Origin of the sequence: Duganella rhizosphaerae (assembly GCF_040364205.1) — a bacterium.
GTDB classification, from domain to species: domain Bacteria; phylum Pseudomonadota; class Gammaproteobacteria; order Burkholderiales; family Burkholderiaceae_D; genus Rugamonas; species Rugamonas rhizosphaerae.
This window is the reverse complement of sequence record NZ_BPWK01000006.1, coordinates 287,829-312,038: the sequence shown is the minus strand read 5'-3', so window position 1 is coordinate 312,038 and position 24,210 is coordinate 287,829. Positions and strand designations below refer to the sequence as shown.

Genomic DNA, 24,210 nt, shown 5'->3' with positions numbered 1-24,210 from the left:
TTATTGCCTTACATTTTCTTGATGCGCTTGACCATCTCGGCGCCGAAGGCGATATACGCCTGCGCACCTTTGGAGGATGGATCGAAGGTGACGCCCGGCAGGCCGTAGGACGGCGCTTCGGCCAGGCGTACGTTGCGGGGGATGATGGTTTTGAAGACCTTGTCGCCGAAGTGCTGCTCCAGCTGGGCCGACACTTGCTGCGACAGCGTCATGCGCGGATCGAACATCACGCGCAGCAGGCCGATGATCTTCAGGTCCGGGTTCAGGTTGGCGTGCACCTTCTTGATCGTGTTGACCAGGTCGGACAGACCTTCCAGCGCGTAGTACTCGCACTGCATCGGGATGATGACGCCGTGCGCGGCGCACAGGCCGTTCAAGGTCAACATCGACAACGCCGGCGGGCAGTCGATCAGGATGAAGTCGTACTCCTTGTCGACCAGGGCCAGCGCATCCTTCAGGCGGCGCTCGCGGTTTTCCAGCGAGACCATCTCGACTTCGGCGCCGGCCAGCTCGCGGTTGGAAGGCAGCACGTCGAACTGGCCCGGCTCCGAACGCTGGCGCGCGGTGGCCACGTCGGATTCGCCCAGCATCACCTCATAGGTCGATGCAGGCAGTCCCGCCTTGTTGATGCCTGCGCCCATCGTGGCATTGCCTTGTGGGTCCAGGTCGACCAGCAGTACCCGCTGGTTCAGCTTTGCCAATCCGGCGGCCAGGTTGACCGTCGTGGTAGTCTTGCCTACGCCACCCTTTTGATTCGCTACGCAAAAAATTTTCGCCATGTATTTCTTTGGGTTGTGCTTCTTAATTATTTATACTATTAAAACGATATAAACGATTTATACTGTTTATACAGAATAAACTGTATAAACCTTATAAACGATTTATACCGTATAAATCATTTACTTAGTTTCGGCTTGGATAAAAACCAGGTGGCGCTCCGCGTCCAGCCCCGGCACTTCTAAAGGCTCCAGTTTCTGCACTTTCCATGGCTCTGGCAGTCGCTCCCGCTCCTCTGCAGGCGCCGTTCCTTTCAGGGCTATGAATCGCCCGCCCTCTTGCAGCAGGTGCCCCGACCAGTTGACGAAGTCGGAAAGGTCCGCAAAAGCCCGCGAGGTGATGACGTCGAATTTCGTCTTCACTTCCAGCTGCTCCACGCGCTTGGTGTACACCGTCACGTTGGCCAGGCCCAGCTCCGCCTTCACCTGGTTCAGGAACGCGGTCTTCTTGTGCACCGTGTCGATCATCGACACTTTCATGTCCGGACGGCTGATCGCCAGCACCATGCCCGGCAGTCCGCCCCCTGCTCCCACGTCCAGCACGTTCTGCGCGCCGGCGAAGGCAGGCACCGCCGCCAGCGAGTCCAGCACATGCAAGGTGACCATCTGCATCGGATCACGCACCGAGGTCAGGTTGTACACCGAATTCCACTTGTTCAGCAGCGCCAGGTAGTCCAGCAATTTCTCCACCTGGTCGTCGCCGAGGCCCAGCTTCAGACTGTTGATGCCTTGTTTTAAAACATCCGCTAGTACTGCACGGTCAAACACCTTCATTGAACAGCCTCATCTTTTTGAGCATTATCAGGACTAACAAAACCGCCGAAACCGGCCTTCTTCAGGTGTACCAGCAGCAGCGAAATCGCCGCCGGCGTCACGCCGGAAATGCGAGATGCCTGGCCCAGCGTTTCCGGACGCTGCGCGTGCAGCTTCTGGCGCACTTCCACCGACAGCGCGGTGATGTCCAGGTAGTTGAAACCTTCCGGCAATTTCAGGTTTTCGTAGTGCTCGTGACGCTCGACTTCCTTGGTCTGGCGATCGATATAGCCCGAATATTTGAGCTGGATTTCCACCTGTTCGCGCACCGCTTCGTCGGCCACGCCGGGGCCGGCCAGCTCGCGGCCGTCGATGCCGGACAGGCTCATCAGCTTGTCGTAGTCGACGCCGGGACGGGCCAGCAGGTTCGCCAGCGAGTACTCGCGCTCGATCGCCTGGCCGATAACGCGTTCGGATTCGGCCGCTTCCAGGATGCGCGGATTGACCCACGTGGAACGCAGACGCTCCAGCTCGCGCGCCACGGCCTCGCGTTTGGTCTCGAACGCTTCCCATTGTGCATCGCCGACCACGCCCAGTTTGCGGCCGATCTCGGTCAGGCGCATGTCGGCATTGTCTTCACGCAGGCTCAGGCGATACTCGGCGCGGCTGGTGAACATGCGGTAAGGTTCCATCACGCCTTGCGTGACCAGGTCGTCGACCATCACGCCCAGGTAGGCTTCGGAACGGGCCGGCGTCCAGGCTTCGCGGCCCTGGGTTTGCAGCGCGGCGTTGATGCCGGCCAGCATGCCCTGCGCCGCCGCTTCTTCGTAGCCGGTGGTGCCGTTGATCTGGCCGGCGAAGTACAGGCCGCCAACCGCCTTGGTTTCCAGCGAAGCCTTGAGGCCGCGCGGGTCGAAATAATCGTATTCGATGGCGTAGCCGGGACGCAGGATGTGGGCGTTTTCCATGCCCTTCATCGAGCGCACCAGGGCGATCTGCACGTCGAATGGCAGGCTGGTGGAGATGCCGTTTGGATAGAATTCGTTGGTCGTCAGGCCTTCCGGTTCCAGGAAAATCTGGTGCGATTCCTTGGCCGAGAAGCGGTGGATCTTGTCTTCGATCGACGGGCAGTAGCGCGGGCCGACACCTTCGATGACGCCGGTGTACATCGGGCTGCGATCCAGGCCGGCGCGAATGATGTCGTGGGTCTGGGTGTTGGTGTGCGTAACCCAGCACGGCATTTGCTCAGGGTGCATGGCGGCATTGCCCATCACCGAGAATACCGGCACCGGATCGAGGTCGCCGGGCTGTTCGGTCATCAGCGAGAAGTCGATGCTGCGGCCGTCGATGCGCGGCGGCGTGCCGGTCTTCAGGCGGCCTTGCGGCAGCTTCAGTTCCTTCAGGCGGGCCGACAGCGAGATCGCCGGCGGATCGCCGGCGCGGCCGGCCGAGTAGTTTTGCAAGCCGACGTGGATCTTCCCGTCGAGGAAAGTACCGGCGGTCAGCACCACGGCCGGTGCCAGGAACTTCAGGCCGATCTGGGTGACGGCGCCGATCACGCGGTCGCCCTCCACCATCAGGTCGTCGACAGCCTGCTGGAACAGCCACAGATTGGGCTGGTTTTCCAGGCGCGAACGGATGGCTTGCTTATACAGGATGCGGTCGGCCTGGGCGCGGGTGGCGCGCACGGCAGGGCCTTTAGACGAGTTCAGGATGCGGAACTGAATGCCCGACTCATCGGTGGCGATGGCCATGGCGCCGCCCATGGCGTCGACTTCCTTGACCAGATGGCCTTTGCCGATACCGCCGATGGATGGGTTGCACGACATCTGGCCCAGCGTCTCAATGTTATGCGTGAGCAGCAAAGTCTGCTGGCCCATGCGGGCCGAAGCGAGGGCCGCCTCGGTGCCGGCGTGACCGCCACCGACGACGATGACGTCGAATTTTGTAGGAAATAGCATGTTGGAATTGGTTAAAGCGAAGGGATCAAGGTCAGATTATAGAGTCTTTTTGTGGCTGCGACTTTTTTAAGCAAAAAAATATCGTCAAATTGTTCCACGTGAAACATTGAAAAAGGGCCCTTATCGTTACCCTCATTGGCAACCACAAGAGCCCTCTTTTGGTTCCACGTGAAACAGTGTCACCAACGCAACCATGCATCGTAGCCAGTTTTCAGGATCAGGATGGTGACCACGACCAGGAACAGCTTACGAACGAATCCACTGCCATGCTTCATTGCCATGCGCGAGCCGATGATGGAGCCGGCGATCTGGGCCACCGCCATGATGATGCCCAACTGCCAGATCAGGTGGCCGCTGTAGCCGAACCAGATCAGCGCGGCGAAGTTGCAGGCGACGTTGACGACTTTGGCCACGGCCGACGCGCCGAGGAAGTCGAAGCCGAAGATACGCACAAACAGGAACACCAGGAAGCTGCCGGTGCCGGGGCCGAAGAAGCCGTCGTAGAAGCCGATGCCGGCGCCGATCAGCAGCGCCAGCGTCTGCTCCCGGGCGCCCGAGTGGATGGGTGCGTGCACGCTGCCGAAGTCCTTCTTGGCGAAGGTGTAGATGGCGACCGCCACCAGCACCACCGGCAACAGCAGGCGCATGAACTCGGCCGAGACCTTGGTCACCGTGTAGGCGCCGAGGAAGGCGAAGATCAACGCGGCCAGTGCGGCCGGCGTGGCAACCGACCAGGCGATGGCGACGCGACGCGCGTAGCTCACCGCCGCGACGCCGGTGCCGAAGATGCTGGCCAGCTTGTTGGTGCCGATCAGCGTGGCGGGCGCCATGTTGGGAAACACCGAGAACATCGCCGGCAGCTGTATCAGTCCCCCGCCCCCGACCACCGCATCCACCAGACCCGCACCGAACGCCGCCACTCCCAACACCAGATAATCGACCATCACCTTGCCATCCTTTACGCTTGCGAAGGCTATATTGTACGGAAGAAATTCGGAGCGGCTCATGCGCATGCTGCATGGACACTGCATGGACCACGACAGGCACGACGGCCGCGCATGAGGTAAGCTTCACGTGAAATCCACCACCCTGGAACCGCCATGACCGACTTCCCAGCGTTCGCATTCAGCACCGTCGCCCACATCGTTTCCGAGCTCGGCGCAGCCGGACGCTTGGGCGAACATATCGCCCAGCGCTTTCCGACGGCCAGGCGCGCCCTGCTCGTCACCGATCCCGGCTTCCTGGCAACCGGCCTGGTCGAGGCTCCGGCCGCCAGCCTGCGCGCCGCGGGCGTGGCGGTGGAAGTCTATTCCAAGGTCGTGGCAGACCCGCCGGAGCAGGTCGTGCTGGACGCCGTGGCTGCCGCGCGCAAGCATCGCACCGACCTCGTCATCGGCCTCGGCGGCGGCAGCTCGATGGATGTCGCCAAGCTGATCGCCGTGCTGGCGGGCAGCGAGCAGCCGCTCAGCGCCATCTACGGCATCGGCAATGTGCAGGGTGCGCGGCTGCCTTTGGTGCAGATTCCGACCACCGCCGGCACCGGCTCGGAGGTCACCAACATCGCCATCGTCACCACCGGCACTACCACAAAAATGGGCGTCGTCGCGCCGCAACTCTATGCCGATCTGGCATTGCTGGATGCCGAGCTGACCATCGGCCTGCCGCCCATGGTCACCGCCGCGACCGGCATCGACGCGATGGTGCACGCGATCGAGGCCTACACCAGCCGCCACAAAAAGAACCCGCTGTCCGATATCTTTGCGCGCAAGGCGCTGGGTCTGCTGTCGGCCAACCTGATCCGCGCTTGCGAAAACGGCCGCGACCTGGCGGCGCGGCAAGCCATGCTGCTCGGCGCGATGTTGGCGGGACAGGCGTTTTCCAACGCGCCGGTGGCGGCGGTGCATGCGCTGGCGTATCCGATAGGGGGCATATTCCACGTGCCACATGGGCTGTCGAACTCGCTGGTGCTGCCGCACGTGTTGCGTTTCAATGCACCGGAGGCGGCTGCGCTGTATGCGGAACTGGCGGAGATCGTCGTGCCCGAGGTGAGCGGCAGCGTCGAGGCGAGGGCGGAGGCGCTGGTTGTTGCGATGCAACAAATAGCCACCATCACGGGGATAGAGCGGACTTTGCAGCAGGTGGGGATCAGGGAAACGGATCTGGACCGGCTGGCGGATGACGCCATGCTCCAGACCCGCTTGTTGGGAAATAACCCCCGCACCGTCACGCGCGACGATGCGAGGGCGATCTACGCTGCGGCGCTATAACCCCGCACGGCGCTCCGAAGGGGTCTGACCCCGTACGGGGTCAGACCCCAGGCTTTACGGGTTACGTCAGTTGGGCACATCGACCGTGGTGCCGGTGACCGTGATGGCATTGGCGCCCGGCGCGGCGGCGATCGGCGGTACATTGGCCACGGTGATCAACGAGGTGTTATCGACACGCGGCACCGTGCGCACAACCTGCGAGGGAGGCAACGCCACCGCCGAGCTGCGCAGGTTGGCCAGCATCGCATCCAGCGCGCGGAACAGGTAGACGTGCAAGGGCACGATATTGGCCGGCAGCGCGTTGGTGAACGAGTCGAAGTGGTTGGCGTTGGTCACTTCGATGTAGCGCAGCTTGCTCGCCCCGCCCTCCGCCGATGCATTCAAGCCCACATAGGAACGTGAAGCAAAGTTGACCGGAATCAGCGTATCGCTGCGTCCCTGCACGATGATGGCCGGTTTGCCGTGCAGATTGCCGGTCGCCGCCACCTCGGCCATGCCCGCCTTCACGCGCGCGCTTTGCGCCGCCAGCGTCGCGCTCAGCGCGCCGCCGGTGACAGGATCGACACCCGTCGCCAGCGAGCGCAGGCACAGGAAGCCGTCCAGCGACTGGTCCGCCAGCGTGCTGCTCGGGGACACACCAAGGTTGTAGGCCTTGGCGCCGCCTACCGAATTCTCATAGACCACGCTGCCGATGATGCCGCTTTGCGTCGCGAAGCTGCTGGCTTTTTGCGCCGCCGTGAAGGCCACCGGAGCGCCCGTCACATCGGTCGCGGCAAACGAGAATCCGCACACCTTGTCCGTCACCGAGAACTTGCCGTAAGCATTGGCGTACGTCACCGCCACCAGGATATTGGTGCCGGCGTGGGCCGCTTGCAGAATGTCGGAATCCACCAGCCAGCCGTAGGCCTTCAGGCGGGCCTTGGCGTCAGCCTGCTGCGACGGCAGGTCGGCGCCGGTCAGCAAGCCCTTGGCGGCCAGCGCCGTGCAGCGGCCCGGCGCGGCGGCGGTCGATGCGATGCACGGCTGGTATAGCGCGGCATAGGTCGAGTAGTCGAACAGCGCCTTGCCCTGCCCCGTCGCGTTGACGCCGCCCTGGCGCACCGTGTAGCCGGTGGCGGCCTTGGGCTGCACCTGCGGCTCGGTGGCCGCCACGCCCCCAATAAGGCCCTTGGTGTCCTGTTCCGCAGCGAGCAGAGCCGAGCCGGCGCCGTTGGAAATGCTGGAGGCGATCGTCACCGTGTTCTTCGGCGTCAGGCGCACGATGTGGCTTTTGTTGTCCTTGGCCAGCACGCCGTACTTTTCATTGAGCACATAGAAGGCGAATTCCAGCGATTGCAGCGTGACCTTGCCCCAATCCTTTTCCGGGTTCTGCTGCGAGTGCGCGTGCTTGAAGGCGATGCGCGCCGGCGATGACGAGGCGAACGCGGCGCGGTCGGCATCGCTCAATGCCGGTGCGAAGATGGCGTTCTTGCCGGCTGCGGTGCGGGTGGCGCGCACGCCGTTTTGCAGGTTCACGCTGTCGTCGTCAAACGTGTAGAGGCCGTTGCCGCTGCCCTTGTCCGCGTAGGCCACGGCGCAGTTGTTCTTCAGGCCCCATTCGCCGGCGCTGCCGATGGCGCCATAGATGCCGCGCGATCCGCTCGAGGTACCGGTGACGATGCAGGGATTGTTGATGTCGAAGCCGTTCGGTATCTGCACCATCAACGTCACGTTCTGGTTGCCCGTGCCGTCGTCGGAGTAGGCGATGTATTCGGTGCCGGCGATCATGCCCTGCCCCGATCCGATCCCGCCCTTGGCGTCCACATTCGGGCCATACAAGGTGCCGTAGCCGCTGTTGACGTTGATGTCGAGCACGGCGCGGTAGTTGGCGTGGATGGCGTTGCGGCGCAATTCAGCGGCGGTGGGATTGGCCGGGTCGGCATATGCCGGCGTGGCACCGGCCAGACCGGTCGCGCCCAGGCCGGCGGTCAGCAAATCGTCGGTGGTGCCGTCGTAGGTCTTGCTGCTGATGGTGCCCAGGTACGCCGGCAGCACGTTCAAGTCCTCGGCCGTGTCGTGTTCATTGGCGCCGCAAGCGGTCAGCGCAATGCCGGCCAGCGCCAGCGTGATTTTTTTGATATGCATGTCATCCTCTATGTCGATAAAAGTTACGGACGGACTACTCCCACTCCGGCCGGCGGCCAGACGAAAATTTACTACCGATAAAAAAAAAACGCCGGACAGAACGTCCGGCGTGTGCGCTACATCAAGCTGGTTTTTTGCCGTTGTTGACGGCGAACTTGGCGACGATCTCGCCGACGATGCCGCGCCGGAACAACAGCACGCAAACGATGAAGATAAAGCCGATCACCATGTTGACCGCCTCGCCGATGGTGTTGAACCATTCGATGCCGGTATGCGACACCATGAAGATGCCGAAATCGCCCAGCTTGTTTTCCAGCGCGATGATCAGGATCGCGCCCAGCATCGGGCCGGCAAACGTGCCCATGCCGCCCACCAGCGTCATCAGGATCACCAGGCCGGACATGCTCCAGTGCACGTCGGTCAGCGTTTCGAAACCCTGCACCAGCATGTTGGACGCGCCCGCCAGGCCGGTCAGCGCGGCCGACAGCACGAAGGCCAGCAGCTTGTACTTGTCCACATCGTAGCCCAGCGAAATCGCGCGCGGCTCGTTTTCCTTGATCGCCTTGAGCACCTGGCCGAACGGCGAATGCACGGTGCGCACGATCAGCATGAAGGCCAGCACCGCGATGCCCAGCACGAAGAAGTACAGCGCGGTATCGTTGGACAGGTCGACCAGGCCCAGCAGTTTTCCACGTGGAACACCTTGCAAGCCGTCTTCGCCGCCGGTGAACTCGCCAGCGCGCAACGCGCCGAAGTACACCATCTGCGCCAGCGCCAGGGTGATCATCGAGAAGTAGATGCCCTGGCGGCGGATCGCCAGCGCGCCCATCACCAGGCCGATGAAGGCGCCGGCCGCGACACCGGCCAGCAGGCCCAGTTCGACCGGCAAGCCCCACACCTTCATCGCGTTGCCGGCCACGTAACCGGCGGCGCCGAAGAAGGCCGCGTGGCCGAACGACAGCAAACCGGTAAAGCCGATCAGCAGGTTGAAGGCGCTGGCGAACAACGCAAAGCACAACAGCTTGGCCAGGAAGATCGGATAGCCGACAAACGGCGCCGCCAGCGCGATCGCGAAGGCGACGAGATAACCTATGTTCTTATTCATCAACGGCCTCTTATTTTTCTTTGCCGAACAAGCCGGCAGGACGGATCAACAACACGATGACCATCACCAGGAACACCACCGTCGACGAAAACTCGGGGTAGAACACCTTGGTCAAGCCTTCGATAACGCCCAGGCCGAGGCCGGTCAGGATGGAGCCCATGATCGACCCCATGCCACCGATCACTACAACGGCGAATACGACGATAATCAGGTTCTGACCCATCAGGGGCTGCACCTGGATCACCGGGGCCGCCAGCACCCCTGCAAAGCCCGCCAAAGCGACGCCGAAGCCGTAGGTCAGCGTGACCATCAGCGGCACGTTGATGCCGAAGGCTTCGACCAGCTTGGGATTCTCGGTGCCGGCGCGCAGGTAGGCGCCCAGTTTGGTCTTCTCGATGACGAACCAGGTCGACAGGCACACCGCCAGCGACGCCACCACCACCCAGGCGCGGTAATTCGGCAGCACCATGAAGCCGAGGTCGGTCGCCCCGGCCAGCGCCTCCGGCACCTGGAACGGCTGGCCGGACACGCCGTAGAACGAGCGGAACACGCCTTCGACCAGCAGCGTGATGCCGAAGGTCAGCAGCAGGCCGTAAAGATGGTCCAGCTTGTAGAGCCAGCGCAGCATGGTCTTTTCGATGACGATGCCGAACACGCCGACGATGAACGGCGCCAGCACCAGCATCACCCAGTAGTTCAGGCCGAGGTAGGCCATGCCCATCCAGGCGACAAACGCGCCCATCATGTACAGCGCGCCGTGCGAGAAGTTAATCACGTTCAGCAGGCCGAAGATCACCGCCAGGCCGAGCGACAGCATGGCATAGAAGGAGCCGTTGACCAGGCCCAGCATCAGCTGGCTCATAATCATGGGCAAGGGGTAGCCGAATATTTCCATGAGATCACAATATAAAGATCGCCGTCCCGGACGGGCAGGCGTGGCACCAGAAAAAGGCCGGGCAAGGGAGCCCGGCCTGTGTACAACTCAGCTTATTTCCACAGGGAGCATTTGGTTTCCGCCTTGGTGGCGTAAGCCTGGTCGCCCGGAATGGTGGCCACGACCTTGTAGTAATCCCATGGATATTTCGATTCCGACGGCTTCTTCACTTCCATCAGGTACATATCGTGGACCATGCGGCCGTCCGGACGGATCACGCCGTTCTTGGCGAACATGTCGTTGATCTTGTTCGCCTTCAGGTAGGCCATGACCTTGTCGGTGTCGTCGCTGCCGACGGCCTTGACCGCTTTCAGGTAGTTGGCCGCCGCCGAGTAGTCGGCCGCCTGCAGCATCGACGGTTCCTTCTTCATCTTCTCGAAGTAGCGCTTCGACCAGGCGCGGGTGTCGGCGTTCGCATCCCAGTACCAGCCGTCGGTCAGGTACATGCCCTGGGTCAGGTTCAGGCCCAGCGAGTGCACGTCGTTGATGAAGATCAGCAGGCCGGCCAGCTTCATTTTCTTGGTGATGCCGAACTCGTTGGCGGCCTTGATCGAGTTGATCGCGTCGCCGCCGGCGTTGGCCAGGCCCAGGATCTGCGCGCCCGAAGACTGCGCCTGCAGCAGGAAGGACGAGAAGTCCGATGCCGACAGCGGATGCTTGACCGAACCCAGCACCTTGCCGCCGTTGGCCTTCACCACATCGGCGGTATCTTTTTCCAGCGACTGGCCGAAGGCGTAGTCGGCGGTCAGGAAATACCAGCTCTTGCCGCCCTGTTTGACAATGGCGCCGCCGGTGCCGCGCGCCAGCGCGATGGTGTCGTAGGCGTAGTGAATCGTGTACGGCGTGCATTCCTCGTTGGTCAAACGGGCCGAGCCGGCGCCGATCGAAATGAAGACTTTCTTCTTCTCGGCCGCGACCTTGGCCATGGCCAGGTTAGCGCCCGAGTTGGTGCCGCCGATCAGCATGTCGACGCCCTGCTGGTCGAACCACTCGCGCGCCTTGGAGGCGGCGATATCGGCCTTGTTCTGGTGATCGGCGGAGATGAACTCGACTTTTTTACCGGCGATGACCACGCCGGCGTCGGCAATCGCCATCTTGATGGCCTCGGCACCGCCGGCGCCGTCGATGTCCGTGTACAGGCCGGACATGTCGGTGATCAAGCCGATCTTGATGGTGTCGCCGGAAACCTGGGCTTGGGCAGCAAAGGACAGGCCGAGTGCGCACACGGCGGTGGCTGCGATGGTGATGGCTTTAAGTTTCATTTTGTCTCCGTTGGTTCAAGAAGTAGTGTTTGCTTATTTTTTGTACACTTATTTGCAACCCTTTAGACACCCAGAAGCTCGGTCAACACCGGCATCTTGGCGCCTAATTCCGATGCAACAAAGGTCTCGACGATCTGACCGTGTTCCATCACATAAAACCGGTCCGCCAGCGGGGCGGCAAACCGGAAATTCTGTTCCACCATGACGATGGTGTAGCCCTTGGCCTTGAGCGTGGTGATCATGCGGGCCAGGCCCTGCACGATGACCGGCGCCAGGCCTTCGGATATTTCATCGAGCAGCAGCAGGCGCGCGCCGGTGCGCAGGATGCGCGCCACCGCCAGCATCTGCTGCTCGCCGCCCGACAGGCGTGTGCCCTGGCTGTGCTTGCGCTCTTCCAGGTTGGGGAACATCGCGTAGATTTCCTCGACCGACATGCCCTTCTGGCCGGTCGCCAGCTGCGGCGGCAGCATCAGGTTTTCCTCGGTCGACAACGACGAGAAAATGCCGCGCTCTTCCGGGCAATAGCCGATGCCGAGGTGGGCGATTTTATGCGTCGGCATGCCGATCGCTTCCTCGCCGTTGACCTTGATCGAACCCTTGCGGGTGCCGGTCAGGCCCATGATGGCGCGCAGCGTGGTGGTGCGGCCGGCGCCGTTGCGGCCCAGCAGCGTGACCACTTCGCCGGGCTGCACCGTCAGGTTCACGTCGTGCAGAATATGCGATTCGCCGTACCAGGTCTGCAGGTTGGAGATTTCCAGAGCGGCCGTCATCAGTGGGCTCCTTCCAGTACTGCGGCTTCGGTACCCATGTAGGCTTCCATCACTTGTGGATTACTTGAAACTTCGGCGTAAGTGCCTTCGGCCAGCATGGCGCCGCGCTGCAAAACGGAGATCTTGTCGCAGATGCCGGACACCACCTTCATATTGTGTTCGACCATCAGGATCGTGCGGCCGGCTGAAACTTTCTTAATCAATTCCGTCACGCGGTGCACGTCTTCGTGGCCCATGCCCTGGGTCGGTTCGTCCAGCAGCATCAGTTCCGGTTCCATCGCCAGCGTGGTGGCGATTTCCAAAGCGCGCTTACGGCCGTAAGGCATATCGACGGTGATGGTGTCGGCGAATTCGGTCAGGTCGACCTCGGCCAGCAGCTGCATGGCGCGGTCGTTCAACTTGCTCAACGACCGTTCGCTCTGCCAGAAATTGAAGCTGGTGCCGAGCTGGCGCTGCAATCCGATGCGGACGTTCTGCAGCACCGTCAGATGCGGGAAGACAGCGGAAATCTGGAACGACCGGATCACGCCCATGCGGGCGATCTGCGCCGGCTTGGCCGCGGTGATGTCCTTGTCGTTGAAGAGGATCTGGCCCGAGGTGGGCACCAGAAACTTGGTGAGCAGATTGAAGCACGTGGTTTTACCGGCGCCATTGGGGCCGATCAGCGCGTGGATGTGGCCGCGCTGCACTTTTAAATTCACATCATTGACCGCGGTGAATCCCTTGAATTCCTTGGTCAGATGCTTTGTTTCCAAGATAACGCCGGACATCCTGTCTCCTTGTTATTCTTTTCAAACTACTAAATTTTTTTAGATCATACACAGTAACAAATTGGCTAACAATACAGTATAACTACGGTCCGCTTTTGATCTAGACCTAGCGGGCACAGGGTTTCATTTCCACTCTGAACGGATCAGTTCTGAAGCTTTCTCTGCGATCATGATGGTGGGAGAGTTGGTATTTCCGGAGGTTATGAACGGCATGACGGAAGCGTCAACCACACGCAGTCCTTGTACGCCAATTACACGCAGCGCGCTGTCCACCACGGCGCCCGGATCGTCCGCGCGGCCCATCTTGCAGGTGCCTACCGGATGGAAAATCGTGGTGCCGATCGCGCCTGCCGCCTGCGCCAATTCTTCCTCCGTGCGGTATTGAATGCCGGGCTTGTACTCTTCCGGCGCGTAGCGCTGCAAGGCCGGCGCGGCGACGATCTGGCGCGTCAACGTCAACGCGGCGGCGGCGACTTTGCGGTCTTCCGGCGTGCTCAAATACATCGGCGAAATCTTCGGCGGCGCATACGAATCGGCGCTGGCGATGCGCACATGGCCGCGCGAAGTCGGACGCAGATTGCAAACGCTGGCCGTGAATGCGGTGAAGGCGTGCAATGGTTCGCCGAACTTTTCCAGCGACAGCGGCTGCACGTGGTATTGCAGATTCGGCGTGGCCTGCGCGGCGTCCGAACGCGCAAAGGCGCCCAGCTGCGAAGGCGCCATCGACATCGGCCCGCTCTGGAACATCGCATATTCAAGGCCGATTTTCATCTTGCCGTACCAGCTGCCCGCCATCGTGTTCAGCGTGCGCGCGCCGCCGCCGAGTTTGTAGATCATGCGCAGTTGCAGATGGTCTTGCAGGTTTTCGCCGACGCCGGGCAGATCAGCCAGCGGCTCGACGCCGTGCTGGCGCAAGCTGCCGGCCGCGCCGATGCCCGAGCATTGCAGAATTTGTGGAGAACCAACGGCGCCAGCCGCCAGCAGGGTTTCTTTGTCGGCGGTCGCCGTGAACTGGGTGCCGCCGCCGGTGAAAATCACGCCTTTGCATACCGGTCCGCGATCGCTCATTTCGATCTGCAAACGTTCCACGTGGCAGCCGGTCATGATGGTCAGGTTGGGCCGCATCGACACCGGTTTCAAAAACGCCTTCGACGTGTTCCAGCGGATGCCACGTTTTTGATTGACGTCAAAATAGCCGCAGCCGGCGTTGTCGCCGCGATTGAAGTCGTCCACTTTCTGGATGCCGACCTGCTCCGCCGCATCGCGGAACGCGTCCAGGATTTGCCACGACAAGCGCTGCTTTTCCACGCGCCACGGACCGCCGGCGCCATGCAGTTCGGAAGCGCCGCCGTGGTAATCCTCGCTCTTTTTAAACAAGGGCAGCACCGATTGCCAGCGCCAGCTGTCGTCGCCGGTCAACTCGGCCCAGCGGTCGTAGTCGCTCGCCTGGCCGCGCATGTAGATCATGCCGTTGATGGAGGAACTGCCGCCCAGCACCTTGCCGCGCGGGTAAAGCAAGCTGCGCCCGCCCAGGCCCGGATCGGCTTCGGTGCGGAACATCCAGTCGGTCCGCGGATTATCTATGCAATGCAGATAACCAACAGGAATATGGATCCACACATAATCGTCTCTACCACCCGCCTCGATCAGCAGGACATTCGCGTTTCTGTTTGCGCTCAACCGGTTTGCCAATACGCAGCCCGCCGAGCCTGCACCAATAATGATGTAATCGTAAATGCCTGCTGATTCCAAAAACTTCTCCTCCAAGAGTACTGTTTCAGTCAGGCGGCTGCTATCTCCGCCAGCAATGTCTCAACCAGTTTCGCCGCCGGCATCGGCCGCGCGCGCGCAACGCCGGTACCGCACCACAGCGACATCAATTCCGTCTCGCCGCGCTTGCCCGCTTCCGCCCGGATGGCGCCGGTCAGTGCGTTTTGGATCGGATAGGCGGGGATTTGTTTTTCCACCGGCGCCATTTCAAGCATGAACCGGTTCTCCAGGCCGCGCGCATAGCGACCGGAAAACGTGCGCGTCAGCCGGGTCGGATGATCGCCGGCCGTCAGCAAGCGTTGCTTGTAAATTGGATTGATGGACGATTCGTCGCACACCAGGAACGCCGTGCCCATCTGCACCGCCTGGGCGCCGCCATCCAGCGCGCGCTTGATATCGGCGCCGTCCATGATGCCGCCGGCGGCGATCACGGGAATATGCACCGCCTCGACGATGGTCGGCAGCAGCTCGAAAGTGGTCAGCCTGGCGTCTTCCTGCGCGCCGATGAAGGTGCCGCGATGGCCACCCGACTCGGTGCCGGAAGCGATCACCGCATCGGCGCCCCTGCTTTGCCAGGCCAGCGCTTCGTCGGCGTGGGTGATGGTGCCGATGACGAAAATACCGGCGTCATGCAGGCGGCGGATCTGCTCGGTGCTGAGGATGCCGAAGGTAAAACTGGCCACTGCGGGACGCAATTCGATCAGCGCCTCGAACTGGGCGGCAAAGTCTTCGCACCATTTGGCCGGTGTCGGCACTTCGGTCCAGCCCAGCGACGATGCGATCGGCTTCAGCCATTCCTTGGCGCGGGCCACTTCGTCCGGATCCGGCTTGGGCGTCTCCAGCACGAAGAAATTCAGGCAAAACGGCTTGTCGGTCAGGGCGCGGATCTGCGCGGTCTGGGTGCGGATGGTGTCCGGCGCAAGTAAGGAGCAAGCCAGCGAACCCAGTCCGCCGGCATTCGAGACCGCAGCCACTTGTGCGGGTGTGTTATTGCCGCCGGCAGTAGGTCCCTGGATGATGGGATGAGGAAAAATGGATGCCAAATTCATCTGATTTCTCGCATAAAGTGGCGTTTACGACATGTGGATAAGTCTATGGATATCCACAGGCACTAAATGTGAGTAAACAAAAAATTTTTGGGGACGCTTTTTCTTATCCCAAAACAGTTCTTTGCTCATACACGGCTTTCTCGCCCGCTTATGCAGTCCGTAAACGCCTGATTTTAATCCAAAATGAACACTTATCCACAGAAAAGTGTCTGCGTTAACAACTACTACTATTTTTATATATACATCTTTAGAGTAAACCATAAACTCAAAAACCACAGGCGGCTGCGCCGGAACGACCTGATACCCCACTGAAACGGAAATAAGATTTCGCCAACATCTGCTTTCCCCTATACTGAATTCGCAAACAAACAGCCCCTGGCGGAGACATTTTGTCCTCACAGCGCAAAAATCTGCGGTCGCCGGCTTACCTGCGCTTTCGGCGACGTCTGATCACCGGCCTTTTCCTCATGGCTGCGCTTGCCATTGCTGTTGTCGTTTCCCAATTCCGCACCACCTACGTCGAACGCGAACTCGCGGTCAAAACCCAGACCGAGCACTACGTCAAAGCGATGGAAGCGCATGTGCTGTACTCGATACAATCGGTCGATTTGTCGCTGATTGGATTTGCCAACGCCATCAAAGTTCTGAATGCGCAGCAACGACGTTCACCGGAAACCGTGTCGGAGTTGTTGTCCTCGCGCGGTTCAGGTTTCAACAGCGAGTACTGGATCAGTTTTCTTGATGCCAAAGGCGAAGCGATCGCCGCCTCCGTTGGCAATAATATTTCCGGCACCCGATACGGCGATCGCGATTACTTCAAAGCCCACCAAAATGTTGCCATGCGTGGCAAATTGTTCATCGGCGAACCGTCAATAGGACGACGCAGCAACCAAAGACTGTTTTTTCTCAGCCGTCGTGTGGAAAGCGCCAAGGGCGAATTCCTAGGAGTGATCGTCGCGCCACTCAACGTCAATCGCTACGTCACGGTGTTTGAAAATTCGCGTTTCAGTTCCGATATCTCGATCGCGCTGATACACAGCGGCGGCAAAGTGATCGCCGGTGTACCCAATTTCGAACAATCATTTGCCCGCGATCAGGGACCGACCGACTTGTTCGACAACGTACGCCGCACCAGTTCAGGGACTTTCAAAACCGTCAGCAATGCCGACGGCCTGACCCGCGTGTTCAGTTACCGGGTATTTGAAAACCTTCCCTTGATCATCGTCGTCGGCAGCAACGATGCGGAATCGGCCAGGCTACTCCAGCAAAACTACCTGATTGCTGGCGCTGGTTTGATCATGTTGCTGATACTGATGGTAGGCGCCGGTCATTTTTCGCTGCGCACCTACACCAAACAGGAAGAACGCGAACTACGCTTCCGCTCGCTGTACGCCGCCAGTCGTGAAATGGAGCAAAAACTGCTGGCCAACGAGGAAGAGCGCAAGAAAAACGAAGAATCCATGAAGCTGGCCGCCCTGCTTTTTCAAAACAGCGGCGAAGGCATGATGGTCACCGACGCCGATGGACGCATCTTGACCGTGAATCCAGCCTTCTCGCTGCTGAGCGGCTATACGGAAAAAGAAGTCATCGGCCACCGCGGCTATGAACTGACCACCAGCCGGCAAGACATCAACTTCTTCACCCGCATGTACGAATCGATTGCCCAAACCGGACAATGGGAAGGCGAACTCTGGCATCAGCATAAAGACGGCGACGAATACCTGGTCGCGATGCGCTTCAACACCGTCTACGATGAGGTGGGTAATCCCTTCCGCTATGTTGCGCTGTTGAGCGACATCACGAAAAAGAAAGCATCGGAAGAATTGATCTGGCGCCAGGCCAACTTCGATGCGCTGACCGGCTTGCCGAACCGGCGCATGTTCCACGAGCATCTGCGCCAGGAAATGAAAAAGACCGACCGCTCCCATCTGCCGATGGCGCTGGTGTTCATGGATCTGGACCATTTCAAGGAAATTAACGACACCCTGGGCCACGATAAAGGCGATTTGCTGCTCAAAGAAGTGGCAAGCCGCTTGTCCGGCACCGTGCGCGGCACCGATACGGTGGCGCGACTGGGCGGCGACGAATTCACCATCATCCTCAGCGAGTTGCATAACGCCGGCGATGTGGTGCGTACAGCCCAGGAAATTCTTAAGCAAATGAGCACGCCGTTCAACCTGGGCAATGACGGCGACAAGCATATTGCCCGTATTTCGAGCAGCATCGGCATCACGCTCTACCCTGAAGACGGCGCCGATGCTGAAACTTTAATCAAAAACGCCGACCAGGCCATGTACGCAGCCAAGCAACAGGGCCGCAACCGCTTCAATTATTTCGCTCCGTTCATGCAGGAAGCCACGCGTGTGCGCATGACATTGGTCAACGAATTGCGCGAAGCGGTCAATCACAACGAATTGCGGATCTTGTTCCAGCCAATTATCGACCTGGCCAGCGGCAAGATCTGCAAGGCGGAAGCGCTGGTGCGCTGGCAGCATCCGGTGCGCGGACTGTTGAATCCTGCTGAATTTATCGGCATCGCCGAAAGCAGCGGCATGATCGTCGGCATCGGCGACTGGGTTTTCAAGCAGGCGGCACAGGAAGTGCAGAAACTGCAGGCGCTGGGATTGCCCGATTTCCAGGTCAGCGTGAACAAATCGGCCTGGCAGTTCCGTGACAACGGCAGCAACTACCAGCAATGGCTGGATTTTCTCCAGGAACTGCATCTGGATGCCAACAGCATCATCATCGAGGTGACGGAAAACCTGCTTTTGGACACTACCAACTCGGTTTCGGAGCGAATGTTGGCTTTCCAGCACGCCCATATGCAGATTTCGCTGGACGATTTCGGCACCGGCTACTGCTCGGTGGCGTTTTTGAAGCGATTCGATATCGATTACATCAAAATCGATCCAACTTTTGTCTCAAATCTGTCCAGCGGCACCGACGGCATAGTGCTTTGCGAGGCAATTATCGCCATGGCGCACAAGCTGAACATCAAAGTGATCGCCGAAGGCATCGAAACGCCTCAACAATTGGCCGCTCTGACGGCCGCCGGATGCGATTTAGGGCAGGGATACCTGATTTCCAAGCCGATTTCAGGCGAAGAACTGGAAAAACAGATCAAAAACGAGCTGGGACCTGTGAATAACTCGCTGGATATCCACAGGACGACTTGTGAGTAAGGACCAAGTTGTCCAAAGGCCGCCATTTTATACAGAATTGCTCCTGAACTGGTACAGCGTTTATGCAAGCGCTTATCTTTCTCGTAAACGAATGATTTGTAAACGTATACATGACTTATCCACAGGCTTTTGGTCGTTTACTATTACTACTATTTTTATATAAATCTTTTGTAAACTACTAAACCCGTAAAACGCGAAATCTGAAGGCCTGGTCGTGCTTTAAAAACACTCCAGACCACAAAAAACGCCTTAAAATCGATCGTTTTTTGTAAACTGCTGTGGAAAAGCAGCTCGAAATCCACAGCCTCCACCTCTACAAACCAAGGAAAACTATGCGTTTAGGCATCATCAGCGCTTTGGCTGAAGAACAGCACGGGCTGATAGAAGCCCTTGAGAGCCCCTACAAGCTCGTCCACGGCATGCGGGAGTACACGGGCGGGAAACTCTGGGAAATCGACGCTGTGTGCGTTCTGTCGCGTATAGGCAAGGTTGCAGCAGCGATGACAGCCTCCATCCTTGTGGAAAAGTTCGGAGTTACCCACATCGTCTTCACCGGCGTCGCTGGAAGCGGGGATAAAAATGTACAAGTCGGTGATATCGTCGTCGCCGAAGAGCTGGTTCAGCATGATTTCGATGCCAGCCCGCTTTTTCCACAGTTTGAGATCCCGCTGACAGGCTTGTCGCGCTTCGCGACCGACACGGCCCTGACCCAGCGATTGGCTATCGCCGCCGCACAAACCACGCGGGTACACCGGGGATTGATCGCCAGTGGTGATCAATTCATAGGCAAACTGACGCAGATTCAGGCCTTGAAAGCCGCTTTGCCCGATTTATTGGCAGTGGAGATGGAAGGCGCAGCGGTCGCGCAAGTGTGTTTCGAGCTGGGCATCCCGTTTGCCATCATCCGCACGATCTCGGACAACGCCAACGACGATGCGGCCGTCGATTTCATGCATTTCATCAAAACCGTGGCTTCGCGTTACGCTTTTGAGGTGATTGAAAACTTCTGCAAGGCCGCTCAACCAGTGAAAAGTGCGTAGAAATGGTGATTATTCCCGCTGGGACCATCGCCATGAGGGATGACCGGACCGGTCGCGCATGGGTAGTCGAACTTCCATCGTTTGCGATCGGCCGCTATCCGGTCACGCAGGCCGAATATGCCGCAGTCAGCGGCGTGCGGCCGGCATCCCACGATTCCCCGCACAGCCCGGTGGAAAACGTCTCCTGGATCGATGCCGTCCGATTCTGCAATAGCTTGTCGGCTAGCGCAGGATTGCGCGCCTGCTATGAACTTCATGAGGACAGCGCCACCCGCATCCCCGGCAGCGACGGCTATCGCCTGCCTACCGAGGCGGAATGGGAATACGCATGCCGCGCCGGCACCAATGGCCCGCGCTATGGCAATCTCGACGACATCGCCTGGTACCGGGAGAATTCCGGCGGCCGTTCCCGCGTGGTCGGCCAGAAGCAGCCCAATCTGTGGGGGCTGCACGATATGCTGGGCAACGTCTGGGAGTGGTGCGAAGACCAGTACGACCCCGAGGTCTACGGTTTGTATCGGGTGTTCCGGGGTGGCGGCTGGTCGGATGCCGAACGCGGCTGCCTGGCGACCAACCGCCGCCGCAGCCATCCCACATATGCCATTGACGATCTCGGATTCCGGGTCGCCAGATCGCAGGCGTAAAAAAAGGGCCGGGTTTTATCCCGGCCCCCAAAACAACAACAGGTGATCGTTACAGTTATGCGTCCAGCGTCATCAGGCTGGCGTTGCCGCCAGCTGCCGTCGTATTCACGCACAGAGCGCGCTCAGCGAGCAAACGCCACAGGGGGATGGCGCCATCCTCGTTGGTGTCGATCAAGCCCACCAGCGCCCCGCTACGGGCCGCCAGCGAGCTGCGCAGGCCGCCGACCAGCATGGTCTCCACCAATGCGATCTGGAAATCGCCAGTGAAGCTTTCCAGCGTGCCAACCACCTGGATGCGGTCCTTGACCGCCGCCGGCAGGTCCGCAGGCAGCAATTTGGACGATTCCGCCGTCAACAGCGCGATATTGCCGGTCGCCAGCGTCGCCGCGATCTGGTTCAGCAGGCCAGCTTGCGTACCGGCCACGCACACCACGGAACCGCGTGCGACCAGCGCCAGCGTATTGCGTTCGCCTGTAGGGCCGGGCAACACGGTGACGCTGCCCAGCATCGTGGTGCGGCTGTACTGCTCAGCCAGGGTGGCGGCGCGTTCGTGACCGTGCATTTTCGACCAGACGGCCAGCGCATCCAGACCCGGCGTCGACTGGCTCTCGTGCTGGACGCTGGTGATGGCGCCGCGTTGCAGACGCTTCAGGTACAGCGGACCGCCGGCTTTCGGGCCGGTGCCGGATTTGCCTTCGCCGCCGAACGGCTGCACGCCGACCACCGCGCCGACGATGTTGCGGTTGACGTAAATATTGCCGACGTGCGCGCGCGAGGTGATGTAGTCGATGGTTTCATCGATGCGCGAGTGCACGCCCAGCGTCAGGCCGTAGCCGCTTTCGTTGATCTGCTCGATCAGCTTCGGCAGATCGGCGCGCTTGTAGCGGATCACGTGCAGGACCGGGCCGAACACTTCCTGCGTCAGTTCGGACAGCGAACGGATCTCCAGCACGGTCGGCGGCACGAAGGTGCCGGCCGCCGTCACGCTGGCAGGCAGGTCCAGCGAGAAGTAGTTCAGCGCGGTCGCTTTCAGCTTGTTGATGTGGGCCAGCAGGTTTTGCTGGGCTTCGGCGTCGATCACCGGGCCGATGTCAGTCACCAGGCGGTCCGGGCAGCCGACTTTCAGCTCCAGCATCGCGCCCTTGAGCATTTTGATGGTCTTGTCGGCGATATCTTCTTGCAGGAACAGTACGCGCAGCGCCGAGCAACGCTGGCCGGCGCTGTCGAAGGCCGACGAAATCGCATCCTGCACCACTTGCTCTGGCAGCGCCGACGAATCGACGATCATGGCGTTCTGGCCGCCGGTTTCGGCGATCAGCGGGATGTCGGCGTTTTCTGCGACGGCGCGCTTGGCCAGGGTACGGTTGATCAGCTGCGCCACTTCGGTCGAGCCGGTGAAAATCACGCCCTTGACGCGGGCATCGGCGGTCAGCGCGGCGCCGACCACTTCGCCGCGGCCAGGCAAGAATTGCAGCGCGGCGCGCGGGATGCCCGCTTCGTGCAGCAGCTCGACGGCGCGGTGGGCGATCAGCGGGGTCTGCTCGGCCGGCTTGGCCAGCACCACGTTGCCGGCAGCGAGCGAGGCGGCCACCTGACCGGTGAAGATCGCCAGCGGGAAGTTCCATGGGCTGATGCAGGTCACCGGACCCAGCGCCAGGGTGTTGGTCGAGCCGTGCACTTCGCCGGCGTAGTAGCGCAGGAAATCGACCGCTTCGCGCAGTTCGGCGATGGCGTTCGGCAGCGATTTGCCGGCTTCGCGGATCGCCAGGGTCATCAGTTCCATGGCGTTGGTTTCGAACAGGTCGGCGGCGCGATTCAGGGCGTCGGCGCGCAGCGACGGTTCGGTGGTCTGCCAATCCATGGCGAAAGTGCTGGCGCTGGTCAGCGCGGTTTCGACGTCGGCGGCGCTCGCTTCCACCAGTTGGCCGACGATGTCGCTGCGTTGCGCCGGGTTGGTCACGTCCTGCGTCGGCTGGCCGGCGCTCAGGCCGCCCGCCAGCAAAGGCGCGGCGCGCCAGCTGCGCGGTATGGCCAGTTCTGCTGAAATTTTACGCAGCACGTCTTCGTTGGCCAGGTCGAAACCGGCCGAGTTCTTGCGGTCGCCGAACATGTCCTGCGGCAGGGCGATGCCGGTGTGCGGCAGGCCGCCCTGTTCGCGCGCCTGGGCGACCGGGTCCTTGACCAGCGATTCGACCGGGATCGCTTCGTCGACGATCTGGTTGACGAAGGACGAGTTGGCGCCGTTTTCCAGCAGGCGGCGCACCAGGTAGGCCAGCAGCGTTTCGTGGGTGCCGACCGGGGCGTAGATGCGGCACGGCTTGTCCAGGTTGTCTTTGCCGACCACCTGGTCGTACAGCGATTCGCCCATGCCGTGCAGGCACTGGAATTCATAGTCGGTCACGCCGTCGCGCTTGGCCCAGGTGTAGATCGTCGACAGGGTTTGCGCGTTGTGGGTGGCGAACTGCGGATAGATCACGCCGGTCGAGCCCAGCAGCTTTTGCGCGCACACCAGATAGGACACGTCGGTGTAGACCTTGCGGGTGTAGACCGGATAGCCGCTCATGCCGTCGACTTGGGCGCGCTTGATTTCGGCGTCCCAATACGCGCCCTTGACCAGGCGCACCATGAACTTGCGGCCGCTGCGCTTGGCCAGGTCGATCAGGTAGTCGATGACGAAGGGGCAGCGCTTCTGGTAAGCCTGCACGACGATGCCGATGCCGTCGAAACCGGCCAGTTCAGGATCGTAGGCCAGCGCTTCGACCAGGTCCAGCGACAGTTCCAGGCGATCGGCCTCTTCCGCATCGATGTTCAGGCCGATGTCGTAGTGCTTGGCCAGCAGCATCAGTTCACGCACGCGCGGCAGCAGTTGTTCCATCACGCGGCTGCGCTGGGCGCGGCTGTAGCGCGGGTGCAGCGCCGACAGTTTGACCGAAATGCCGGGGCCGTTCTTGATGCCGCGGCCGTTCGAAGCCTTGCCGATCGCATGGATCGCGGTTTCGTAGGAAGCGTAGTAATTCTTGGCGTCGGCCTCGGTCAGCGCCGCTTCGCCCAGCATGTCGTACGAATAACGATAGCCGCGCGCCTCGTTGGACTGGCCGTTCTTGATCGCCTCGGCTATGGTCTGGCCGGTGACGAACTGGTTGCCCAGCATGCGCATCGCCAGGTCGACGCCTTTGCGGATCAGCGGTTCGCCGCCCTTGGAAATGAGCTTGGTCAGCGCCGAGCCCAGGCCGGTTTCGCTGCTGGTGGAGACCAGCTTGCCGGTGATCAGCAGACCCCAGGTGGCGGCGTTGACGAACAGCGAAGGCGATTCGCCCAGGTGCTTGCGCCAGTCGCCTTTGCTGATTTTGTCGGCGATCAGGCGGTCGGCGGTGGCGTTGTCGGGAATACGCAACAGTGCTTCGGCCAGACACATCAGTGCCACGCCCTCTTCGGACGACAGCGAAAACTCGTGCATCAGGGCATCGACGCCGGAGGCGCGGGTGCGCTGTTCGCGCACCGAGCTGACCAGTTTATGCGCCAGTTGCTGGGCCTGTTGCAGGGTGCCGGCGTCGTTGTTTTTGATTTGTTCCAGCAGCCACTGAACGGCGCTGACTTCATCGCGGCGATAGGCCGCCGTCACTGCTGCGCGCAGGGGAATCGGGTCGCGCAGGATTTCGGCCTGCATGGCGGCGAAAGGGGTAAAACCGGTGGCTGCTGCTGCTTGCATTGAATACTCTCAGAAGGAAAATTTTGGCGCGGCCGATTACAAAAAAACGCTCTGCCTGCGAGTGCTGGAGAGCGTGAATCTGAGTCAACTGCTG

The 24,210-nt window shown here is 60.6% G+C and carries 17 protein-coding genes; 4 read left to right on the top strand and 13 right to left on the bottom strand.

The annotated features are described in order from the left end of the window. Positions 1 to 8: 8 nt before the first annotated feature. The 4 genes from RUGAMON1_RS15560 to RUGAMON1_RS15545 all read right to left on the bottom strand — a co-directional run bounded on the left by RUGAMON1_RS15560 (position 9) and on the right by RUGAMON1_RS15545 (position 4,434). A complete protein-coding gene (locus RUGAMON1_RS15560) occupies positions 9 to 779 on the bottom strand; it encodes a ParA family protein (RefSeq protein ID WP_445231353.1) in 771 nt (256 codons plus the stop codon). A gap of 120 nt (positions 780 to 899) precedes the next feature. Then, complete coding sequence (rsmG, locus tag RUGAMON1_RS15555) at positions 900 to 1,550, bottom strand: 16S rRNA (guanine(527)-N(7))-methyltransferase RsmG (protein ID WP_445231352.1); 651 nt, start codon at positions 1,548 to 1,550, stop codon at positions 900 to 902. Beyond that, positions 1,547 to 3,490, bottom strand: a complete 1,944-nt coding sequence (gene mnmG / locus RUGAMON1_RS15550; RefSeq protein ID WP_445231351.1) for a tRNA uridine-5-carboxymethylaminomethyl(34) synthesis enzyme MnmG — start codon at positions 3,488 to 3,490, stop codon at positions 1,547 to 1,549. Before mnmG ends, rsmG begins: the two co-directional genes overlap by 4 nt. 179 nt (positions 3,491 to 3,669) lie before the next feature. After that, positions 3,670 to 4,434 carry a sulfite exporter TauE/SafE family protein gene (locus tag RUGAMON1_RS15545; protein ID WP_445231441.1) on the bottom strand — a complete coding sequence of 255 codons (765 nt, stop codon included), beginning with the start codon at positions 4,432 to 4,434 and terminating at the stop codon, positions 3,670 to 3,672. 156 nt (positions 4,435 to 4,590) lie between these two features. On the opposite strand from RUGAMON1_RS15545, the gene RUGAMON1_RS15540 reads away from it, so the two are divergent. Continuing rightward, the gene (locus RUGAMON1_RS15540; RefSeq protein WP_445231350.1) at positions 4,591 to 5,757 is read left to right on the top strand and encodes an iron-containing alcohol dehydrogenase; all 1,167 of its coding nucleotides are present in this window, start codon (positions 4,591 to 4,593) and stop codon (positions 5,755 to 5,757) included. Between the two features lie 66 nt (positions 5,758 to 5,823). Here the strand turns inward: RUGAMON1_RS15540 and RUGAMON1_RS15535 are convergent, their stop codons facing one another. The 8 genes from RUGAMON1_RS15535 to RUGAMON1_RS15500 all read right to left on the bottom strand — a co-directional run bounded on the left by RUGAMON1_RS15535 (position 5,824) and on the right by RUGAMON1_RS15500 (position 15,541). Then, entirely contained in the window at positions 5,824 to 7,881 is a 2,058-nt protein-coding gene (locus RUGAMON1_RS15535; RefSeq protein WP_445231349.1) for a 3-hydroxybutyrate oligomer hydrolase family protein, read from the bottom strand. Between the two features lie 121 nt (positions 7,882 to 8,002). Further along, the gene (locus tag RUGAMON1_RS15530; protein ID WP_445231348.1) at positions 8,003 to 8,986 is read right to left on the bottom strand and encodes a branched-chain amino acid ABC transporter permease; all 984 of its coding nucleotides are present in this window, start codon (positions 8,984 to 8,986) and stop codon (positions 8,003 to 8,005) included. 10 nt (positions 8,987 to 8,996) lie between these two features. After that, the gene (locus RUGAMON1_RS15525; protein WP_445231347.1) at positions 8,997 to 9,881 is read right to left on the bottom strand and encodes a branched-chain amino acid ABC transporter permease; all 885 of its coding nucleotides are present in this window, start codon (positions 9,879 to 9,881) and stop codon (positions 8,997 to 8,999) included. Between the two features lie 92 nt (positions 9,882 to 9,973). After that, positions 9,974 to 11,182 (bottom strand): ABC transporter substrate-binding protein, encoded by a 1,209-nt coding sequence (locus RUGAMON1_RS15520; protein WP_445231346.1) that lies wholly within the window; start codon positions 11,180 to 11,182, stop codon positions 9,974 to 9,976. A gap of 62 nt (positions 11,183 to 11,244) precedes the next feature. Next, entirely contained in the window at positions 11,245 to 11,952 is a 708-nt protein-coding gene (locus RUGAMON1_RS15515) for an ABC transporter ATP-binding protein (protein ID WP_445231345.1), read from the bottom strand. Beyond that, positions 11,952 to 12,722: an ABC transporter ATP-binding protein gene (locus RUGAMON1_RS15510; RefSeq protein ID WP_445231344.1), complete on the bottom strand. Its 771-nt coding sequence runs from the start codon at positions 12,720 to 12,722 to the stop codon at positions 11,952 to 11,954. The genes RUGAMON1_RS15515 and RUGAMON1_RS15510 overlap by 1 nt, the downstream gene beginning before the upstream one ends. A gap of 123 nt (positions 12,723 to 12,845) precedes the next feature. Further along, positions 12,846 to 14,474, bottom strand: a complete 1,629-nt coding sequence (locus tag RUGAMON1_RS15505) for a GMC family oxidoreductase (protein WP_445231343.1) — start codon at positions 14,472 to 14,474, stop codon at positions 12,846 to 12,848. Positions 14,475 to 14,503: 29 nt separating this feature from the next. Next, the gene (locus RUGAMON1_RS15500; RefSeq protein ID WP_445231342.1) at positions 14,504 to 15,541 is read right to left on the bottom strand and encodes an NAD(P)H-dependent flavin oxidoreductase; all 1,038 of its coding nucleotides are present in this window, start codon (positions 15,539 to 15,541) and stop codon (positions 14,504 to 14,506) included. A 389-nt stretch (positions 15,542 to 15,930) separates the two neighbouring features. Between RUGAMON1_RS15500 and RUGAMON1_RS15495 the strand changes: the two genes are divergently transcribed. The 3 genes from RUGAMON1_RS15495 to RUGAMON1_RS15485 all read left to right on the top strand — a co-directional run bounded on the left by RUGAMON1_RS15495 (position 15,931) and on the right by RUGAMON1_RS15485 (position 20,407). Beyond that, complete coding sequence (locus RUGAMON1_RS15495) at positions 15,931 to 18,723, top strand: bifunctional diguanylate cyclase/phosphodiesterase (protein ID WP_445231341.1); 2,793 nt, start codon at positions 15,931 to 15,933, stop codon at positions 18,721 to 18,723. 332 nt (positions 18,724 to 19,055) lie between these two features. Then, the gene (locus RUGAMON1_RS15490) at positions 19,056 to 19,763 is read left to right on the top strand and encodes a 5'-methylthioadenosine/adenosylhomocysteine nucleosidase (protein WP_445231340.1); all 708 of its coding nucleotides are present in this window, start codon (positions 19,056 to 19,058) and stop codon (positions 19,761 to 19,763) included. A 2-nt stretch (positions 19,764 to 19,765) separates the two neighbouring features. Beyond that, complete coding sequence (locus RUGAMON1_RS15485; protein ID WP_445231339.1) at positions 19,766 to 20,407, top strand: formylglycine-generating enzyme family protein; 642 nt, start codon at positions 19,766 to 19,768, stop codon at positions 20,405 to 20,407. A 55-nt stretch (positions 20,408 to 20,462) separates the two neighbouring features. Here the strand turns inward: RUGAMON1_RS15485 and putA are convergent, their stop codons facing one another. Continuing rightward, positions 20,463 to 24,116: a trifunctional transcriptional regulator/proline dehydrogenase/L-glutamate gamma-semialdehyde dehydrogenase gene (gene putA, locus RUGAMON1_RS15480; protein ID WP_445231338.1), complete on the bottom strand. Its 3,654-nt coding sequence runs from the start codon at positions 24,114 to 24,116 to the stop codon at positions 20,463 to 20,465. Positions 24,117 to 24,210 lie beyond the last annotated feature (94 nt).

Coding starts and splice junctions, on each gene's coding strand:
- RUGAMON1_RS15560 (WP_445231353.1), bottom strand. CDS start 779: ATGGCGAAAATTTTTTGCGTAGCGAATCAAAAGGGTGGCGTAGGCAAG.
- rsmG (WP_445231352.1), bottom strand. CDS start 1,550: ATGAAGGTGTTTGACCGTGCAGTACTAGCGGATGTTTTAAAACAAGGC.
- mnmG (WP_445231351.1), bottom strand. CDS start 3,490: ATGCTATTTCCTACAAAATTCGACGTCATCGTCGTCGGTGGCGGTCAC.
- RUGAMON1_RS15545 (WP_445231441.1), bottom strand. CDS start 4,434: ATGGTCGATTATCTGGTGTTGGGAGTGGCGGCGTTCGGTGCGGGTCTG.
- RUGAMON1_RS15540 (WP_445231350.1), top strand. CDS start 4,591: ATGACCGACTTCCCAGCGTTCGCATTCAGCACCGTCGCCCACATCGTT.
- RUGAMON1_RS15535 (WP_445231349.1), bottom strand. CDS start 7,881: ATGCATATCAAAAAAATCACGCTGGCGCTGGCCGGCATTGCGCTGACC.
- RUGAMON1_RS15530 (WP_445231348.1), bottom strand. CDS start 8,986: ATGAATAAGAACATAGGTTATCTCGTCGCCTTCGCGATCGCGCTGGCG.
- RUGAMON1_RS15525 (WP_445231347.1), bottom strand. CDS start 9,881: ATGGAAATATTCGGCTACCCCTTGCCCATGATTATGAGCCAGCTGATG.
- RUGAMON1_RS15520 (WP_445231346.1), bottom strand. CDS start 11,182: ATGAAACTTAAAGCCATCACCATCGCAGCCACCGCCGTGTGCGCACTC.
- RUGAMON1_RS15515 (WP_445231345.1), bottom strand. CDS start 11,952: ATGACGGCCGCTCTGGAAATCTCCAACCTGCAGACCTGGTACGGCGAA.
- RUGAMON1_RS15510 (WP_445231344.1), bottom strand. CDS start 12,722: ATGTCCGGCGTTATCTTGGAAACAAAGCATCTGACCAAGGAATTCAAG.
- RUGAMON1_RS15500 (WP_445231342.1), bottom strand. CDS start 15,541: ATGAATTTGGCATCCATTTTTCCTCATCCCATCATCCAGGGACCTACT.
- RUGAMON1_RS15490 (WP_445231340.1), top strand. CDS start 19,056: ATGCGTTTAGGCATCATCAGCGCTTTGGCTGAAGAACAGCACGGGCTG.
- RUGAMON1_RS15485 (WP_445231339.1), top strand. CDS start 19,766: ATGGTGATTATTCCCGCTGGGACCATCGCCATGAGGGATGACCGGACC.
- putA (WP_445231338.1), bottom strand. CDS start 24,116: ATGCAAGCAGCAGCAGCCACCGGTTTTACCCCTTTCGCCGCCATGCAG.